At 71.4% G+C, this 15,423-nt stretch carries 19 protein-coding genes and 1 riboswitch; of the genes, 7 read left to right on the top strand and 12 right to left on the bottom strand.

All coding sequences use genetic code 11. From position 1 onward, the window contains the following. Positions 1-46 precede the first annotated feature (46 nt). The 4 genes from ACFWSK_RS16570 to ACFWSK_RS16555 all read right to left on the bottom strand — a co-directional run bounded on the left by ACFWSK_RS16570 (position 47) and on the right by ACFWSK_RS16555 (position 3,958). The gene (locus tag ACFWSK_RS16570; protein WP_383786003.1) at positions 47-826 is read right to left on the bottom strand and encodes an SGNH/GDSL hydrolase family protein; all 780 of its coding nucleotides are present in this window, start codon (positions 824-826) and stop codon (positions 47-49) included. Between the two features lie 125 nt (positions 827-951). Then, positions 952-1,971 (bottom strand): hemolysin family protein, encoded by a 1,020-nt coding sequence (locus tag ACFWSK_RS16565; RefSeq protein ID WP_383786001.1) that lies wholly within the window; start codon positions 1,969-1,971, stop codon positions 952-954. Then, complete coding sequence (locus ACFWSK_RS16560; RefSeq protein WP_383785998.1) at positions 1,968-3,305, bottom strand: hemolysin family protein; 1,338 nt, start codon at positions 3,303-3,305, stop codon at positions 1,968-1,970. Before ACFWSK_RS16560 ends, ACFWSK_RS16565 begins: the two co-directional genes overlap by 4 nt. Positions 3,306-3,523: 218 nt before the next feature. Continuing rightward, a complete protein-coding gene (locus ACFWSK_RS16555; RefSeq protein ID WP_383785995.1) occupies positions 3,524-3,958 on the bottom strand; it encodes a GNAT family N-acetyltransferase in 435 nt (144 codons plus the stop codon). A gap of 264 nt (positions 3,959-4,222) precedes the next feature. Between ACFWSK_RS16555 and ACFWSK_RS16550 the strand changes: the two genes are divergently transcribed. The 3 genes from ACFWSK_RS16550 (at position 4,223) to ACFWSK_RS16540 (ending at position 5,472) form a co-directional block, all read left to right on the top strand. Continuing rightward, entirely contained in the window at positions 4,223-4,450 is a 228-nt protein-coding gene (locus tag ACFWSK_RS16550) for an antitoxin (protein ID WP_383785992.1), read from the top strand. Continuing rightward, positions 4,447-4,818 (top strand): fic family toxin-antitoxin system, toxin component, encoded by a 372-nt coding sequence (locus ACFWSK_RS16545; RefSeq protein WP_383785990.1) that lies wholly within the window; start codon positions 4,447-4,449, stop codon positions 4,816-4,818. The genes ACFWSK_RS16550 and ACFWSK_RS16545 overlap by 4 nt, the downstream gene beginning before the upstream one ends. A gap of 165 nt (positions 4,819-4,983) precedes the next feature. Then, positions 4,984-5,472, top strand: a complete 489-nt coding sequence (locus ACFWSK_RS16540; protein ID WP_383785987.1) for a hypothetical protein — start codon at positions 4,984-4,986, stop codon at positions 5,470-5,472. Positions 5,473-5,476: 4 nt separating this feature from the next. On the opposite strand, the gene ACFWSK_RS16535 is transcribed toward ACFWSK_RS16540, so the two are convergent. The 4 genes from ACFWSK_RS16535 to bioB form a co-directional block, all read right to left on the bottom strand. Continuing rightward, positions 5,477-6,154, bottom strand: coding sequence for a class I SAM-dependent methyltransferase (locus ACFWSK_RS16535; protein ID WP_383785984.1), 678 nt, complete (start codon positions 6,152-6,154; stop codon positions 5,477-5,479). A gap of 90 nt (positions 6,155-6,244) precedes the next feature. Further along, positions 6,245-6,931 carry a dethiobiotin synthase gene (gene bioD, locus ACFWSK_RS16530; RefSeq protein ID WP_383785981.1) on the bottom strand — a complete coding sequence of 229 codons (687 nt, stop codon included), beginning with the start codon at positions 6,929-6,931 and terminating at the stop codon, positions 6,245-6,247. A gap of 1 nt (position 6,932) precedes the next feature. Further along, on the bottom strand, positions 6,933-8,237 hold the full coding sequence (locus tag ACFWSK_RS16525) for an adenosylmethionine--8-amino-7-oxononanoate transaminase (RefSeq protein ID WP_383785979.1): 1,305 nt from the start codon (positions 8,235-8,237) through the stop codon (positions 6,933-6,935). After that, complete coding sequence (gene bioB, locus ACFWSK_RS16520) at positions 8,230-9,396, bottom strand: biotin synthase BioB (RefSeq protein ID WP_383786166.1); 1,167 nt, start codon at positions 9,394-9,396, stop codon at positions 8,230-8,232. Before bioB ends, ACFWSK_RS16525 begins: the two co-directional genes overlap by 8 nt. A 143-nt stretch (positions 9,397-9,539) precedes the next feature. On the opposite strand from bioB, the gene ACFWSK_RS16515 reads away from it, so the two are divergent. Then, on the top strand, positions 9,540-10,700 hold the full coding sequence (locus tag ACFWSK_RS16515; RefSeq protein ID WP_383785976.1) for an 8-amino-7-oxononanoate synthase: 1,161 nt from the start codon (positions 9,540-9,542) through the stop codon (positions 10,698-10,700). Positions 10,701-10,909: 209 nt separating this feature from the next. Further along, on the top strand, positions 10,910-11,341 hold the full coding sequence (locus ACFWSK_RS16510; protein ID WP_383785974.1) for an ATP-binding protein: 432 nt from the start codon (positions 10,910-10,912) through the stop codon (positions 11,339-11,341). Positions 11,342-11,360: 19 nt separating this feature from the next. Here ACFWSK_RS16510 and ACFWSK_RS16505 read toward each other — a convergent pair whose 3' ends face one another. Further along, positions 11,361-12,278 (bottom strand): LysR family transcriptional regulator, encoded by a 918-nt coding sequence (locus tag ACFWSK_RS16505; RefSeq protein ID WP_383785971.1) that lies wholly within the window; start codon positions 12,276-12,278, stop codon positions 11,361-11,363. A 72-nt stretch (positions 12,279-12,350) separates the two neighbouring features. Here ACFWSK_RS16505 and ACFWSK_RS16500 point away from each other — a divergent pair, with 72 nt between their 5' ends. After that, entirely contained in the window at positions 12,351-13,001 is a 651-nt protein-coding gene (locus ACFWSK_RS16500; RefSeq protein WP_383785969.1) for a LysE family translocator, read from the top strand. Between the two features lie 17 nt (positions 13,002-13,018). Here ACFWSK_RS16500 and ACFWSK_RS16495 read toward each other — a convergent pair whose 3' ends face one another. The 3 genes from ACFWSK_RS16495 to ACFWSK_RS16485 form a co-directional block, all read right to left on the bottom strand. After that, entirely contained in the window at positions 13,019-13,489 is a 471-nt protein-coding gene (locus ACFWSK_RS16495) for a C40 family peptidase (protein WP_383785966.1), read from the bottom strand. Between the two features lie 4 nt (positions 13,490-13,493). After that, positions 13,494-13,679, bottom strand: a riboswitch (cyclic di-AMP (ydaO/yuaA leader). A gap of 350 nt (positions 13,680-14,029) precedes the next feature. Further along, on the bottom strand, positions 14,030-14,338 hold the full coding sequence (locus tag ACFWSK_RS16490; RefSeq protein WP_383785964.1) for a hypothetical protein: 309 nt from the start codon (positions 14,336-14,338) through the stop codon (positions 14,030-14,032). 7 nt (positions 14,339-14,345) lie between these two features. Continuing rightward, on the bottom strand, positions 14,346-14,981 hold the full coding sequence (locus tag ACFWSK_RS16485) for an ATP-dependent Clp protease proteolytic subunit (protein ID WP_383785961.1): 636 nt from the start codon (positions 14,979-14,981) through the stop codon (positions 14,346-14,348). Between the two features lie 57 nt (positions 14,982-15,038). Here ACFWSK_RS16485 and ACFWSK_RS16480 point away from each other — a divergent pair, with 57 nt between their 5' ends. Beyond that, entirely contained in the window at positions 15,039-15,332 is a 294-nt protein-coding gene (locus tag ACFWSK_RS16480; RefSeq protein ID WP_383785959.1) for a type II toxin-antitoxin system prevent-host-death family antitoxin, read from the top strand. Positions 15,333-15,423: the final 91 nt, after the last annotated feature.

Genomic DNA, 15,423 nt, shown 5'->3' with positions numbered 1-15,423 from the left:
TTCGGTGGCGAGGCGGTCCGCGGCATTCGTCGGCCCGACGCGGAGGTCAGCTGAGCGGCGGCTCGAACGGCAGCAGCTCGGCACGCTTGGGCGGGCGTCCGTCGCCGGACGACCGGCCGGTCAGCCGACGCCCGATCCACGGCGCCAGATGCTGCCGGGCGAACCGTACGTCGTCGACCCGCCGAACCGCCCAACGCGGCGGTATGGTCGCCGGCATCGGCGTACGCCAGTCCTGCTCCGCGGGCAGCCCCAGGGCCTGCCACACCGCCTCGGCCACCCTGCGATGGCCATCCGCCGTGAGGTGCAGCCTGTCGACGTCCCACATCCGCGGGTCACCCAGGGACGCCGCGCCGTACAGATCGACCACCAGCGCACCGTGCCGGCCGGCCAGGTCGTCGATCAGGGAGAACAGCTCCTCCATCCGCGGCCGGAAGCGTTCCATCACCGGGCCGTTGCGCCCCGGGCTGCGCATCAGTACCAACTGTCCGCACGAGGGCGCGAGACGTTCCACGGCCTCCTCCAGCCGTGCCCGCACCATGCCCATGTCGCACTTCGGACGCAGGGTGTCGTTGAGCCCGCCCACGAGCGTGACCACGTCCGCCCGCATGGCAGCGGCGACATCGACCTGCTCGTCGACGATCTGGCCGATCAGCTTTCCGCGCACGGCGAGATTGGCGTACCGGAATCCGGGGGTGCGGGCCGCGAGGCGGGAGGCCAGGACATCGGCCCAGCCCCGGTACGAGCCGTCGGGGAGCAGGTCCGACATGCCCTCGGTGAAGGAGTCGCCGACCGCGACGTAACTGGTGTAGGAGGCATTCATTTCCATGGCCCTGCGATCGTACCGCGCGGATTCCGCCGCGACCCGCGCCGGAATCCGCCCCCGTCCTTGGCAGGCAGGGGGCGGTGGATCGCGCCTGCCTGCCGAGCGTGGGCGAGCGGGAGAGGCCGGCCTCAGCGCGTCTGCGGCCGGCCCACCAGCTCACGCAGCACGTCCTCCATCGTGACGAGCCCGGCCAGCCGGTCGTTCTCGTCGACGACGACGGCCAGGTGCGTACGACTGCGCCGCAGCGCGGTCAGTACGTCGTCGAGCGGAGCGGACTCCCGTACCCGGGCGATCGGGCGCATCGCCGTCACCGGGAACGGGACGTTGCGCGGCGTCGCGTCCAGTGCGTCCTTCACATGCAGATAGCCCAGGATCCGCGCCTCGCTGTCCATGACGGGGAAGCGCGAGAACCCGGTTTCCGAGGAGAGCCTTTCCAGTTCCTCGGGCGTCGTCCCGACCCGGGTGGACACCACCCGGTCCACCGGAAGGACGACGTCGCGGACCGGTCGGCGGCCCAGCTCCAGCGCATGCCGAAGCCTTTCCGCCGAACGGTCGTCGACCAGGCCGGCGTCCCCGGCGTCCTTCACCAGCCGGGCCAGCTCGTCGTCGGAGAAGGTCGCGGACACCTCGTCCCTCGTCTCCACCCGCAGCAGCTTGAGCAGCACGTTCGCGAAGGCGTTGATGGTGAAGATCACCGGGCGCAGCCCCCGGGAGAGTGCCACCAGCGGAGGACCGAGCAGCAGCGCGCTGCGGGCCGGCTCGGCGAGCGCGATGTTCTTGGGCACCATCTCGCCCAGCAGCATGTGCAGATACGTCGCCACGGACAGGGCGATCACGAAGGACAGCGGATGCACGAGCCCGTGCGGCACACCCACCGCGTCGAAGACCGGCTCCAGCAGATGCGCGATGGCGGGTTCGGCGACGATGCCCAGCACCAGGGTGCACAGCGTGATGCCCAGCTGCGCCGCCGCGAGCAGCGCCGACACGTTCTCGAGGCCCCAGATGACGCTGTGCGCGCGCCGGTTGCCCGCTTCGGCCTCGGGCTCGATCTGGCTGCGGCGTACGGAGATCATCGCGAACTCCGCGCCGACGAAGAAGGCGTTGACGACCAGGGTCAGCAGGCCGATGAAGAGCTGGACGGCGGTCATCGTTCGTTCTCCGTCAGCTCGTGGGAGCCGGCAAGCGGCGCGTGCAGGAGCGCCCGCGCGGCGCGGCGCCCGGAGGCGTCCACCACGTCGATGCGCCAACCGGTCAGATCGACGGTGTCACCCACCACCGGAATGCGTCCCATCTCGGCGGCGATCAGCCCGGCGAGGGTCTCGTACGGCCCCTCCGGCACGCGCAGCCCGATGGTCCTGAGCTGGTCCGTGCGGGCCGCGCCGTCCGCGGACCAGAGCGTGCGTCCGTGGGCGTCCTCGCCGGCCGGGGCGAGGTCCGGAGTCTCGTGCGGGTCGTGCTCGTCGCGGACCTCCCCGACGACCTCCTCGACGATGTCCTCCAGCGTGACGACGCCCGCCGTGCCGCCGTACTCGTCGATGACGACGGCCATGGCCAGCTTGCCGGACAGCCGGTCGAGCAGCCGGTCCACGGTGAGCGTCTCCGGTACGAGCAGTGGCTCGCGCAGCATGTCCGAGACCCTCTTGCGGGACCTTTCGCCGGCGGGGATCGCCAGGACGTCCTTGATGTGCGCGACGCCGACGACCGAGTCCAGGTTGCCCCGGTAGACGGGGAAGCGGGAGAGCCCGGTCGCACGCGTCGCGTTCGCGACGTCCTCGGCGGTGGCCTGCACCTCCAGCGCGGTCACCTGGACGCGCGGGGTCATCACGTTCTCGGCGGTGAGCTCCGCCAGATTGAGGGTGCGTACGAAGAGTTCGGCGGTGTCCGCCTCCAGCGCGCCCTCCTTCGCGGAGTGCCGCGCCAGCGCCACCAGCTCCTGGGGGCTGCGGGCCGAGGCGAGCTCCTCGGCCGGTTCGAGGCCGAAGCGGCGCACGATGCGGTTGGCGGTGTTGTTGAGGTGGCTGATGAACGGACGGAAGACCGCGGTGAACACCCGCTGCGGGGTGGCCACCCGCCTCGCCACCGCCAGGGGCGAGGAGATCGCCCAGTTCTTCGGGACGAGTTCACCGACCACCATCAGGACCACGGTCGACAGGGCGGTGCCGAGCACCAGAGCCACCGAGGACGCGACACCGGGGGAGGCGCCCAGCGCCTCCAGTGGCCCGCGGATGAGTTTGGCGATGGAGGGTTCGGCGAGCATGCCGACCACGAGATTGGTGACGGTGATGCCGAGCTGCGCGCCGGAGAGCTGGAACGTGAGGCTGCGTACGGCCTTGAGGGCGCTCGCCGCCCCCCGGTCCCCTCGGTCGACGGCTCGTTCGAGCTCGCCGCGCTCGACCGTGGTCAGCGAGAACTCCGCCGCGACGAAGGCGCCGCACGCGAGCGAGAGCAGTACCGCCACGAGGAGCAGAAGCACTTCGGTCATCGGTTCACCTCCGTCCCATGATCGGGCAGGGGCAGGAGGATCGCGCGAGGGACGCGATGTCGGCTACTGGGAGGCTCGCCCATGGGCGGACGCTCACACCTTTCGTGGGGTCGATCGGATGACAGGACATCGTAAAGGCCGCCGGGACGGCCCGCACGCCGACTGCTCGGGCCCGGGCCGCGAACAGGTGCGCCGTGCGTGTCGCTCCGGCCATGGTCTCAACCGGTGAGGTGCTTCACCCAGCGGCTCCACTGGGGCTCAGGCGTGTACCCCGCGGCGCGCCAGGCATGCTGCGCGAGGTCGTTGTGGTCGAGGACCATGGCGTCACCCCGTCGCCCGCCCAGTTCGGCGAAACGTTCCTCCGCCGCTGCCAGAAGGGCGGCGCCGATGCCACGACGGCGCTGTCCGGGATGGACCGCGAGCCGGTACAGATGGCACCGCCAGCCGTCGAAGCCCGCGATGACAGTGCCGGCGAGGACGCCGTCCAGCTCCGCGAGGATCAGGGCGCCGGGATCGCGGGCGACCAGCCGCCGGATGCCGTCCTGGTCGTCACTGATGCTCGTGCCTTCCGCGGCCACCTTCCAGAAGGCGAGGACATCGTCCAGGTCGGAGGCTTCGGCGGCGCGAATCGCAAGATCATTCATAGCGGCCATCCCATCACCGGCCGGGCGGGGCCGTCGACAGGATTCCGGGTGATGGGCAAGCCGCACTGCCGCGCGGACCCCGTGCCTCCGCCGCGCGGACCCCGTGCCTCCGCCGGGCGGACCCCGTGCCTCCGCCGGGTTTCCGGCGCCCTTTCGCGCAGCCCGTGCCACCGGACCCGACGTGCATCCGTGGACCGGTGCTCCGTACACCCGTGTACGGAGCACGGCACGGCTGCCCTTGCTGGCGCTAGCAGGGCGCGCTAGCGTGATGAGGTGCCCAAGACTCAGCTGAACGTTCGAGTGGACGAGGCCACCGCCGAGGCCGCGCGACAGCGCGCGCTGCAGAGGGGGATGAGCGTGAACCGCTATATCGAGGAGCTGGTGAAGCAGGACGCGGGCGAAGTGGGACACACCTTCGTCGAAGCCGCGGCCGACTTCATGAAGCAGTACGAGTCGGTCTTCGCGGAGGAGTTCGGCGCGGAGGGCGAACGAGCCCGTTGAACGTCAAGATCGACCTCTCCTGGCTGCTGATGGTCGCCGAACACAGGACGCCCGGTGATCCGCAGGTCGTCGACTGGGGCGCACTGGTCGCCGCGGTGAGCCGTCATGAGGCGGAGATCTTCGGCAGCCCCGTCTACAGCGACCCGCACACCCGGGCCGCCGCCCTGCTGCAGCTTCTGCTCCATGTGCCCGCGCTCGAACACTCCAACGCGATGTTCGCGTCGGCCGTCGCCTACGGCTATCTCGTCGCCTCGGGACTGAAGGTCATCACCTCGCCCGAACAGGTGCGTGACCTGGCCAGGCTGGTCACGGTGGGAAAGGCGGACGTCCGGGCCATCGCCGACGAGCTGCGCCAGTGGAGCGTGTGACCCCGTACGCCGTGTCCCTCGGGCCTACGGAGACCGGCCTCGGCGGCGGAAAACGGTCACACATGCGCAAGATCGCCGGAAGGCCCCCTTCCGGGCACACGCGCGGCTAATGTCCCGAGCATGACACGCATCGCGCGCCTGAGAAGCATCGGACGAACCAGACAGATGACGATCACCCTCGTCGGCGCGGCGGCCGCCGTGATCCTCGGAGTGAGCGGGGCCATCGCCGCCGGGGCCCCGGACGACGGAGGTACGGACCCGGGCGGTACGACGGTGGGCGTGACGAGCGGTCCGGGCGGCGAGCCGGCCTCCGAGCCCACCGAGACTCCGGCACCCAGCCCCGGCGGCACGGACGGCGGCGGCACGGACGGCGGCACTACGGGTGGCGGCAGTACGGACGGCGGAGGGACCGTCGGCGGTTCCGGCAGTTCCGGTGGCGGAGAGCCGACCGGCTACCCGGACCCTTCGGGCTACCCCAGCCCGAGTGGCTCCGGCGCACCCTCCCCGACACCCCCGGCCGATCTCGCCGAACTGACCGAGCGCATCGGTGAACTCGAGGCGAAGGTCGACCAGTTGCCCACGAAGCAGGAACTGGCCGACGCGCTGCGCGCCTTCGCCGACCAGCTGGACGACGGCGGTCAGGGCGAGGGCTGAGGCGTCAGTCGTCCGAGAACGGCCGGCGTGCCACGCCCAGGACGCAGGGGGAGGAGGGGAGTTGCATCCCCTTCTCCGGAATCCGCAGCCTGCGGTACGTACCCAGCTCGAAGCCGGCCGCCTCGACAGCGGCGAGCGTGTCCCGTGCCGTGTGGCATCCGCCGAAGAGCAGCGGCCAGACCGTACGGTCCACCACCCGCTGCGTCGCCGCCAGGCCACGGCCCGGGGCGAGCCCGTGCTCGAAGAAGCGCAGCTCGCCCCCGGGCCGCAGGACCCGCCTGATCTCGGCGAGGGCACGCGGCAGATTGCGTACGGTGCACAGGACGAGGGAGGCCACGGCCGCGTCGAAGGCTTCGCTCTTCACCGGCAGCGCCTCGGCGGTGCCGGGCACCACGTCCACCGGGACCTCCGCCCGCAGCGCCGCGCCGACCGCCAGTTGCCGCAGGCTCCGTTCCGGCTCGATCGCCACCACCTCGGACACGGCTGCCGGGTAGTGCGCGAAGTTCAGGCCGTTGCCCGCGCCGATCTCGATCACCCGCCCCGACAGGCCGGTCAGCAGCTCGGTGCGGTAGGCGGCGACCCCGCCCCGGTCGTCGGCGGCCACACTCAGGCGGGCGTAGAACCGGGCGAAGACGGGATGGTGCACCGCGTCCCGTGGGATCTTCGTGCTGCGCAGCTGCATGACGGCCTCCTCAGGGAAACACGTACGGCTCCTTCGATTCTCCCCCGTACACGCCGTCTTCTCCCTCGTACGGGCCCGCTCAGCCGGTCATCACGGCGTCCGGTGTCCGCCGAGCTCCGCGGTCAGCCAACTCGCCGCGCGCACACGGAAGTCCCGTGGCGCCAGCGATCCCGCGCCGGCCGGTACCACACCCAGCAGCGGTGCGCCCGCGGCGACCGGAAGGTCGTCGATGTTGCACAGGGCGGCCAGATCCGGTTCGGCCGGCATGCTGCCCACCACCACACCCAGGCACTCCAGGCCCCGGGTCCGCAGCGCTTCCGAGGTCAGCGTGGTGGCATTGAGTGTCCCGAGCCCCGCGGGCGCCACCACGAGAACGGGCGCGCCCAGCAGTCGTGCCACGTCCGCGAGCGTGGAGCCCTCGTCGTCGAACCGTACGAGCAGACCGCCCGCTCCCTCGATCAGCACCAGATCGTGGCCGGCCGCCAGTTTCCCGGCCGCCTCGGCGACCTCGTACGGACGCACCGGTGCGAGACCGGCCCTGCGCGCGGCCGTCGCCGGGGCCAACGGGTCGGGGAAACGGGCCAGTTCGACCGGGGTGACGTGATCGCCCGCGAGCCGCACCACCTCGGCCGCGTCCCCGGGCTCGCCGGGGGCCAGGCCGGTCTGGGCGGGCTTGAGCACGGCGACCCTGCGGTCCCGCGCCGCCGCTGCCACGGCCGCGGTCACCACCGTCTTGCCGATCTCGGTGCCCGTCCCGGTCACCACCAGAATCGTCATCTCAGCCCTCCCGCGCCGCGGCGCACACGGCGCGACAGATCCGCGCCACATCGTCATCACCGGTCACATAGGGCGGCATGGTGTAGATGAGGTCGCGGAACGGCCGCAGCCAGACCCCTTCCCGTACCGCCGCCCGGGTCGCGGCGTCCATGTCCACGTCGTGATCGAGCTGTACGACGCCGATGGCGCCCAGCACCCGGACGTCGCGGACGCCGGGCAGTGCGGCCGCCTCGGCGAGACCGGCCCGCAGACCGGCGCCGATCCGCTTGACCTCCTGCTCCCAGTCCTGGCCCAGCAGCAGATCGATCGAGGCGCACGCCACCGACGCGGCGAGCGGATTGCCCATGAACGTCGGACCGTGCGCGAGCACGGGCACCTCGCCCCTGGAAATGCCCTCGGCCACCCGGGACGTGCACAGCGTCGCCGCCATGGTCAGATAGCCGCCGGTCAGTGCCTTGCCGACGCACATGACGTCCGGCGAGACACCGGCATGCCCGGCCGCGAACAGCTTGCCCGTACGCCCGAAACCCGTGGCGATCTCGTCGAACACCAGCAGCACGTCGTGCGCGTCGCACGCCTCCCGCAGCACCCGCAGATACGCGGGGGAGTGGAACCGCATGCCCCCGGCGCCCTGTACCACCGGCTCCACGATCACGGCGGCCAGTTCGTGGGCATGGTCCGCGATCAGCTCGCGCAGATGCGTGACGTAGGCGTCGTCCGGCTCGGCGTCGAAACCGTCCGGCGGCGGGTCGGCGAAGACCTGCCGGGGCAGCGCACCCGACCACAGCTCATGCATCCCGCCCTCGGGATCGCACACCGACATCGGCTGCCAGGTGTCCCCGTGGTAGCCGCCGCGCCAGGTCAGCAGCCGCCGCTTGGCCGGTTGTCCGGCCGAGCGCCAGTACTGCAGGCACATCTTCACGGCCACCTCGACCGAGACCGAACCGGAGTCGGCGAGGAACACGTGCCGCAACGGCTCCGGGGTGATCTCCACCAGCCGGGTCGCCAGCCGCACGGCGGGCTCATGGGTGAGCCCGCCGAACATCACATGACTCATCCGGTCCAGCTGACCGCGCGCCGCCTCGTTGAGGACCGGGTGGTTGTAACCGTGCACCGCGGACCACCAGGACGACATGCCGTCCACCAACTCGCGCTGCCCATGGGTCTCTTCGGCGAGCCGGAGCCGTACCCCGGACGCGGACTCGACGACCAGCGGTTCCTGCCGGCCCGGCATCGGGCCGTAGGGGTGCCAGACATGGGCCCGGTCCAGGGCGCGCAGGGCGGCGGGGGAGAGGGGCTCAGGCATTGGGCGCGAGGTCCGTACCGGCGCCGCGGCGGCGGACCGCCACCAGGTCCGCGCGCGCTGCCGGTACCTCGCGGGCCTCCCCGGCCGGCTCGTCGGCCGTCTCGCCACAGGGCGCGCAGCCCCCTTCGTGCGAGCCGCAGCCACCGCCTGCCGACGCGCGGTGCTCAGGCAGCGTCGTCGTACCCGCGCCCTCCACCTCGAAACCGGCGTCCGCGATCATGTCCAGGTCGGTCTGGCCGGCCTGTCCCTCACTGGTCAGGTAGTCACCCAGGAAGATCGAGTTGACCAGGTTGAGGGCGAGCGGCTGCATCGACCGCAGGTGGACCTCGCGCCCGCCCGCGAGCCGCACCTCGACATCCGGGCACACGAACCGGACCATCGCGAGAATGCGCAGGCAGCGCTGAGGGGTGAGGTTCCACTCCTTCGCGAGCGGGGTGCCCTCGAACGGGATGAGGAAGTTGACCGGTACCGAGTCCGGGTCCAGCTCACGCAGCGAGAAGACGACGTCGACGAGGTCCTCGTCGCTCTCACCCATGCCGGCGATCAGCCCGGAGCAGGCGGACAGCCCGGCGGCCTGCGCCTGGTGCACGGTCTCCACCCGGTCCGCGTAGGTGTGCGTGGTGGTGATCTCGCCGTACGTCCCCTCGGACGTGTTGAGATTGTGGTTGTACGCGTCGGCGCCCGCCGAGCGCAGCCGCTCGGCCTGTCCGTCCGAGAGCAGACCGAGGCAGGCGCACACCTCGACGCCCTCGTTCTGGTCCTTGATCGCCTCGATGGTCTGCGACACCCGGTCGACATCGCGGTCCGTGGGACCGCGGCCGCTCGCCACCAGGCAGACACGCTTCGCGCCGCCCGCCACCCCGGCGGCCGCCGCCCTGGACGCCTCGTCCGGCTTCAGCCAGGTGTACTTGAGGATCTCCGCCTTCGACCCGAGCCGCTGCGAACAGTACGAGCAGTCCTCGGGGCAGAGCCCGGACTTGAGGTTGACCAGATAGTTCAGTTTCACGCGTCGCCCGAACCACTGCCGGCGTACCCGGCCCGCGGCGGCCACCACGTCGAGCAGTTCGTCGTCGGAGGTCGCCAGCACGGCGAGCGCTTCTTCTCGGGTCGGCAGTTCGCGCCGCAGCCCCTTGTCCACCAGCGTGTTCAGCAGGTCCATGGCGATGATCCTGACGTACGGCACGGGCATCGGCCAAGGAGGAACCAGACAGAAGAGGTGGTCAAGGGTGTGGGTATTGCCACACCCTGACCCGCTGCGCCCGCGGCTAGGGTCTGTGAGCTGCCTACAAAAGGGACCACTCCATGTCCTTCGCCCCGTTCGACTGGATCGACGACGAGGCCCGCCGCCGTGCGGCTGCCGGACTCGTCCGCACGCTGCGGCCGCGTCCCGCCGAGACGGAACTGCTGGATCTCGCGAGCAACGACTATCTGGGTCTCACCCGGCACCCGGAGGTCACCGCCGCGGCCGCCGACGCGGCACGCCGATGGGGTGCGGGGGCCACCGGATCGCGACTCGTCACCGGCACCACGACCCTGCACGCCGCACTCGAACGCGAACTGGCCGCGTTCTGCGGCTTCGAGGCGGCCCTGGTGTTCTCCTCCGGCTACGCGGCCAACCTCGCCGCCCTCACCGCGCTCTCCGGACACGGCTCGCTGATCGTCTCCGACGCGGGCAACCACGCCTCGATCGTCGACGGGTGCAGGCTCTCCCGGGCCGCGACGGCCGTGGTGCCGCACGCGGAGCCCGACGCCGTACGCAAGGCCCTGCACGCGCACGACGGGCGGGCGCTGGCGGTGACCGACTCGGTCTTCTCGGTGGACGGCGACGCCGCTCCGCTGACGGGGCTCGCCGAGGTGTGCCGGACCGAGGGCGCCGCACTGCTGGTCGACGACGCGCACGGGCTGGGCGTCCTCGGGGAAGGCGGACGCGGGGCGCTCGCCGCCGTCGGGCTCGCGGGCGGCGAGGGAATCGTCGCCACGCTCACCCTGTCCAAATCCCTGGGAAGTCAGGGCGGGGCGGTCCTCGGGCCGGCCCGGGTCATCGAGCACCTGGTCAACACGGCCCGCACGTTCATCTTCGACACAGGACTCGCCCCGGCGGCCGCCGGCGGAGCCCTGGGCGCACTGGACCTGTTGAGGCGCGAACCGGATAGGGCCGGCCGGGCCCGCGCGGTGGCCACGGCTCTGTACGAACGGCTGACCGCGGCCGGGCTCACGGCGGCCCGCCCCGACGCCGCGGTGGTCGCCGTCAGGGCACCGTCCGCGGACACGGCGGTGCGCTGGGCGGCCGACTGCCGGGCGGCCGGAATCGTGGTGGGCTGCTTCCGGCCGCCGTCGGTCCCGGACGGGATCTCGCGGTTGCGGCTGACCGCGCGGGCCGATCTGACGCCGGAGCAGATCTCGGCCGCGGTGGCCACGATCGTACGGACCGCTCCCGAAGGGGCATCGGCTCAGGCCGGCTGAGGGCGAAAGACCCCTCTCAGCCGTCACGGGGGCGGATGCGCCCGCGCCCCGCACACAGTCTTCCGAGGCAGAGTTCACCGCTTCGGGCGACAGATCTATGCGTATCTTGGTGCACCGTCGTTACAGAGGGCAGCATCAGTGTCAATCTGGCGCGAAGCACAACCCCGGCCGATCTCGGGTCGGCCGGGCCGGGAAGGGACGGCGCCGCCATGGCAGACCAGCAAGAAGCATCCCTCACTCTGCCGAGCGATCCGGTCTCGGTCTCCTCGGCGCGCAGATACGTGGCCCGGGTACTCACCGAGTGGGGCCTCCCGGACGACGCCGAGATCGCCGACAGCATCCGTCTGATCGTGTCCGAACTGGCCACCAACGCCGTGCAGCACACCCTCGGCCAGTCGCCCACATTCACCGTGGACCTGCGGCTCGACCGGGACGAGGAGCTGTACCTGGGGGTGACGGACAGTCACCCCCGCTGGCCCCGGCGCCTGCCCGCGGCCGTCCAGCAGGACAACGGGCGCGGCATGGTCATCATCCGCTGTCTGGCCAAGGAGTGCGGTGGGCGGCTCACAGTCAGCCCCACGGCCGAGGGGGGCAAGACGGTCTCGATCGCGCTCCCGTGGACCGTCCCGGTGCAGAGCTGACCTGGGAGGAAACGGTCCGTCACTGTGCCGTGGCCGCCCGTCCGAAGCCGCTGCGGAGCAGCGCCGTCAGCGTCGCGGCCGCCATGGTCGCCCGGTCACCGCGATGCACCACCGAAATGGTCCGCCGGAACGCGGCGGGGTCGAGCCGGCGCACCGCGAGCGGGGTCGGCGACATCGCGGCGACCATCTCCGGCACCACGGCGGCCCCGAGCCCCGCGCTGACCAGCGCGCACACCAGCGCGTAGCCGGGGGACTCGCAGACCACGGCCGGCGTCGCCCCTGCCTCGGCCAGGGCGCTCTCCACGCCGCGCCGGGGCGGATGCGTCGGCGCGCTGCTGATCAGGGGGCGTCCGGCGAGCTCCGTGACCGGCAGTCGCCCCGTCCCCTCCGTGAGGACCTGCCCGACTGCGGTGATCAGGACCAGTTCCTCGACCAGCAGCGGTTCGACGACAACCCCCGCGGGCGGCGGATCGGCGATCGCCGGTTCGTACGCGTGGGTCAGCGCGAGATCCACCGCTCCGGAGGCCACGGCGGCGACCCCGTTCGGGGGTTCCAGATCGGTGACGGTCAGCTCGACGTCAGGATGGGCTCGCCGGAACGCGCTCAGGACCGGGGGCAGCAGATGAATGCCGGCCGTGGTGAAGGTGGCGACCCTCAGCCGGCCGCCGGACAGCCCGGCGAGCCGCGCCAGCTCGTGGCGGGCCTGGTCCATCTCGTCCAGCACCCTCCGGGCACGTCCGGCCAGCAGTTCACCGGCCGCCGTGAGCCGCGCGCCGCGGTGGTGGCGCACCAACAGCTCCGCACCGGCCTCCCGCTCCAGTTTGGCCAGCTGCTGGGAGAGTGCAGGGGCCGTGTAGCCCAGCCGTGCCGCAGCACGCGTGATCGAACCGGCCTCGGCGACCGCCACCAGTGCCGCCAGGCGCGTCGGGTCGTACATTAAGCGTTCCTTTTGGCAGACCCAGAAGATTGCAAGTACACGCTAAAGGGCCGACCGGTCCATGGTGTACCCATGGATGCACAACTGCTGGCCTTCACCGGAGTGGCCGCGGGCATGGTGGCGCTGCCGGGCGCCGACTTCACCGTGGTCGTACGCAACGCCCTGGCCTCACGCCGGGCCGGGGTGGCCACCGCGCTGGGCGTCGCCGGGGGACTGCTGGTGCACACCGCGCTCGCCGTGGCGGGCCTCGCCGCGGTGCTGGTGACGATGCCCGTGCTCTTCCGCACCGTCCAGCTGCTCGGCGGCGCGTACGTGCTCTACCTCGGACTGAGCGCGCTGTACGCGATACGGCGGCGCCCGGCGAGGGCCGGGACGGATCAGGACTCGGCGCCGTTGCGGGCACCCGAAGCACCCGAAGCACTCGGACGCTCGCTGCGTCAGGGGTTCCTGACCAATGCCCTGAACCCCAAGGCGCCCGTCCTCTTCCTCAGCCTGCTGCCCCAGTTCGTGCCGGAGGGGCACCCGCCCCTGCCGAGGACGCTGCTGCTCGCCGCCGTTGTCGTGCTGCTGGCGCTCATCTGGTTCCCGGCCGTGGCCCTGCTCGTGGACCGGCTCGGTAGGTGGCTGCGCCGGCCGCGTACCGCCCGGGCGATCGAGGGCGGCAGCGGCGCGGCGCTCACGGCGCTGGGGCTCGTGCTGGTCGGTGGGTCCCTGCTGCACTGAGACAGCAGGGGCGCTGGTCAGCGCACCCGCCCGTACCAGACGCTCTTGGACCAGATCCGCTCCAGGCGCACGACGGAGCCGGACTTCGGGGAGTGCCAGATCCGACCGCGACCGGCGTAGATGCCCACGTGGTAGACGCTGCGGCCGGAATGGAAGAAGACCAGATCGCCGCGCTGCCGCTGCGACGAGGAGATGTGGCGGGTCTTGTTGTACTGCTGCTGCGCCGTGCGAGGAAGCTTCTTGCCCACCCTCTTGAACGAATACAGCGTCAGCCCCGAACAGTCGAACCGGCGGGGGCCGGCGGCGCCGTACCCGTAGGGCGCCCCCTGCTTCGAGGCGGCGATATTGAGCGCCTTCGTCGCATGGGTGGCGGCCTCGGCATCGTTCACGATGCCCGGGGCCAGCATGGTGGTGCCGATGGCGAGCGTGAGTACCGAGGCCGTACCGGCCCGGGCGAGAAGTGACGGGACATGAACCTGCGCAGACATGCGCAACCCTTCGTCAGCCGCCTGTGAAGGATGACCTGTCGGGTTCGGGCTGGCGAAGTTGCCCGGCCGCACTTGGCGGCTTCACCCCGAGGGACGGCCGGTCTCCCGGTCGGCCCATTGTGCTCGGGTCCTCCACTCCTGCCGATCCACTCCTGTCGACCAGTCGTCCGGACAGCGGCAGGACTCGGCGTCCGCCCGGACCGCCCCGCCGCGGTGGCGGGGGCTTGTCGTCCCAGGGATCTTGACTCACCCGGCGCCTGTTTTCCGAGCTGAAACGGTGTTATGTGAGGCTCATCACGACTGATCCATTCAGGTGGACAGGGGGGATTTGAGTCAGGCGACGCACGTCCCGACCGGCCTCGCACCAGCGGCGGAGCGCTGAATTCCGCTCACAGTCCACGCGCATTGCGCAAGCTGTGCTGTCCCTCGCGAGGGGGACGGCCTACGCCGAATGAGCAGGGAAATCGGTTCGGGGGCCGGGCGTGTCGGGTGAGTGCGCCCGAAGGGCCGGCAGGAAGGGAGGGTCGGGGAAGCGGCCGGTCAACTCGTGCCGACGGGAGGTACGGTGACCCGCTCCGCGCGCCGCTCCCCGTCGAGCACGCGCAACGCCCGCGCCAGGGTGCCCGCGTGGATGTGTGCTTCCCCCCGCTCGTGCATGGCGACGAGGGCATCCCGCAGCGCCCCCGCCCGGGAGGCCAGGGCCTGTGCCGCCCGGAGGGCGCTGTAGGTGTCGCTGCCGCGGGCCGGGTTGATCCGGCCCAGCTGGTCGAGCACTTCCAGGTAGCGGTCGATGAACTCCCCCTCGGCACGGGTCAGTGCGGGGAGCGGCGGGAACTCCGGTGACAGCATCGGCGGTTCACCTCGCGGTGTGCGGCGGCTGGGACGGACTGCGGTTCTCCATGACGTGGTCCACCACCCCGTACGCCTTCGCGGCCGTGGCGTCGAGGATGGTGTCCCGGTCGAGGTCGGCCGCGACCTGCTCCGCGGACCGGCCGGTGTGCCGGACCAGCATTCCCGTGAGCATCTCGCGCACGCGCATCAACTCCCGGGCCTCGATCTCCAGATCGGAGGGCTGGCCCCGCACGGGCTCGGGCAGGGAGGGCTGCTGAATGACTACCCGGGCGCCGGGCAGAGCATGTCGCCGGCCCGGTGCGCCGGCCGCCAGCAGCACGGCCGCGGAGGAGCCGGCCTGGCCGAGGCAGAAGGTCTCCACCTCGCAGGTGAGGAACTGCATCGTGTCGTAGATCGCGGCCATGGCGGTGAACGAGCCGCCGGGGGAGTTGATGTACAGCGAGATCGGCCGGTCGGGGTCCGCGTACTCCAGGTACATGAACTGGGCGATGAGGTCGGTCGTCGCGGTGTCGTCCACGGGAGTCCCCAGGAAGATGATCCGCTCGGACAGCAGCTTCGAGTACGGGTCGAGGGTCCGGGTTCCGGTCGCGGTGCGCTCGGTGAACTCCGGCAGTACGTAACGGGCGGCGGGGCGGATCATGGCGCGGTCCTCCGTGTAAAAAATGTACAGGACGTACACAAGGTTATGATGGGGACTATGGCCTACGAGATTCCCGTGACGCAAGCCCGGGCAGAGCTCGCCGAACTGATCAACCGTGTCGTCTACGGCGGCGAGCGCGTGGTCGTGACGCGGCACGGAAAGCCGCTCATCGCGCTCGTGTCTTCCGCTGACCTGCGGCGACTTGAGGAAGGGGAAGCCGCGGCGGAGGAGCAGGTGATCCGCTCGGTGTCCTCGATCCGCTCCATCACGTCCGCTCCGGGCGAACGGCGCAGCTTCGGTATCGCCGCGGAGCACCGCGGTCACGACGACCGGGACGACCGGCTTTCCTGACGTACGCGTCGCGGACGTGAAAGAGCCGTGGGACACCCGTCGCTACGGCGGGGGTGGGAGGGGGCCGCAGGCACGCCGCAGTGGGGGAGGG

This window comes from Streptomyces sp. NPDC058620 (assembly GCF_042717135.1).
Classification (GTDB): Bacteria; Actinomycetota; Actinomycetes; order Streptomycetales; family Streptomycetaceae; genus Streptomyces.
This window is presented reverse-complemented; position numbering and strand designations above follow the sequence as displayed.

What these genes read in the sequence shown, in the direction of transcription:
- ACFWSK_RS16485 (WP_383785961.1), bottom strand. Translation starts at nt 14,981, where the DNA reads ATGATCCGCCCCGCCGCCCGTTACGTACTGCCGGAGTTCACCGAGCGC.
- ACFWSK_RS16515 (WP_383785976.1), top strand. Translation starts at nt 9,540, where the DNA reads ATGTCCTTCGCCCCGTTCGACTGGATCGACGACGAGGCCCGCCGCCGT.
- bioB (WP_383786166.1), bottom strand. Translation starts at nt 9,396, where the DNA reads ATGGACCTGCTGAACACGCTGGTGGACAAGGGGCTGCGGCGCGAACTG.
- ACFWSK_RS16480 (WP_383785959.1), top strand. Translation starts at nt 15,039, where the DNA reads ATGGCCTACGAGATTCCCGTGACGCAAGCCCGGGCAGAGCTCGCCGAA.
- ACFWSK_RS16535 (WP_383785984.1), bottom strand. Translation starts at nt 6,154, where the DNA reads ATGCAGCTGCGCAGCACGAAGATCCCACGGGACGCGGTGCACCATCCC.
- ACFWSK_RS16565 (WP_383786001.1), bottom strand. Translation starts at nt 1,971, where the DNA reads ATGACCGCCGTCCAGCTCTTCATCGGCCTGCTGACCCTGGTCGTCAAC.
- ACFWSK_RS16490 (WP_383785964.1), bottom strand. Translation starts at nt 14,338, where the DNA reads ATGCTGTCACCGGAGTTCCCGCCGCTCCCCGCACTGACCCGTGCCGAG.
- ACFWSK_RS16540 (WP_383785987.1), top strand. Translation starts at nt 4,984, where the DNA reads ATGACGATCACCCTCGTCGGCGCGGCGGCCGCCGTGATCCTCGGAGTG.
- ACFWSK_RS16500 (WP_383785969.1), top strand. Translation starts at nt 12,351, where the DNA reads ATGGATGCACAACTGCTGGCCTTCACCGGAGTGGCCGCGGGCATGGTG.
- ACFWSK_RS16505 (WP_383785971.1), bottom strand. Translation starts at nt 12,278, where the DNA reads ATGTACGACCCGACGCGCCTGGCGGCACTGGTGGCGGTCGCCGAGGCC.
- bioD (WP_383785981.1), bottom strand. Translation starts at nt 6,931, where the DNA reads ATGACGATTCTGGTGGTGACCGGGACGGGCACCGAGATCGGCAAGACG.
- ACFWSK_RS16525 (WP_383785979.1), bottom strand. Translation starts at nt 8,237, where the DNA reads ATGCCTGAGCCCCTCTCCCCCGCCGCCCTGCGCGCCCTGGACCGGGCC.
- ACFWSK_RS16510 (WP_383785974.1), top strand. Translation starts at nt 10,910, where the DNA reads ATGGCAGACCAGCAAGAAGCATCCCTCACTCTGCCGAGCGATCCGGTC.
- ACFWSK_RS16570 (WP_383786003.1), bottom strand. Translation starts at nt 826, where the DNA reads ATGGAAATGAATGCCTCCTACACCAGTTACGTCGCGGTCGGCGACTCC.
- ACFWSK_RS16555 (WP_383785995.1), bottom strand. Translation starts at nt 3,958, where the DNA reads ATGGCCGCTATGAATGATCTTGCGATTCGCGCCGCCGAAGCCTCCGAC.
- ACFWSK_RS16495 (WP_383785966.1), bottom strand. Translation starts at nt 13,489, where the DNA reads ATGTCTGCGCAGGTTCATGTCCCGTCACTTCTCGCCCGGGCCGGTACG.
- ACFWSK_RS16560 (WP_383785998.1), bottom strand. Translation starts at nt 3,305, where the DNA reads ATGACCGAAGTGCTTCTGCTCCTCGTGGCGGTACTGCTCTCGCTCGCG.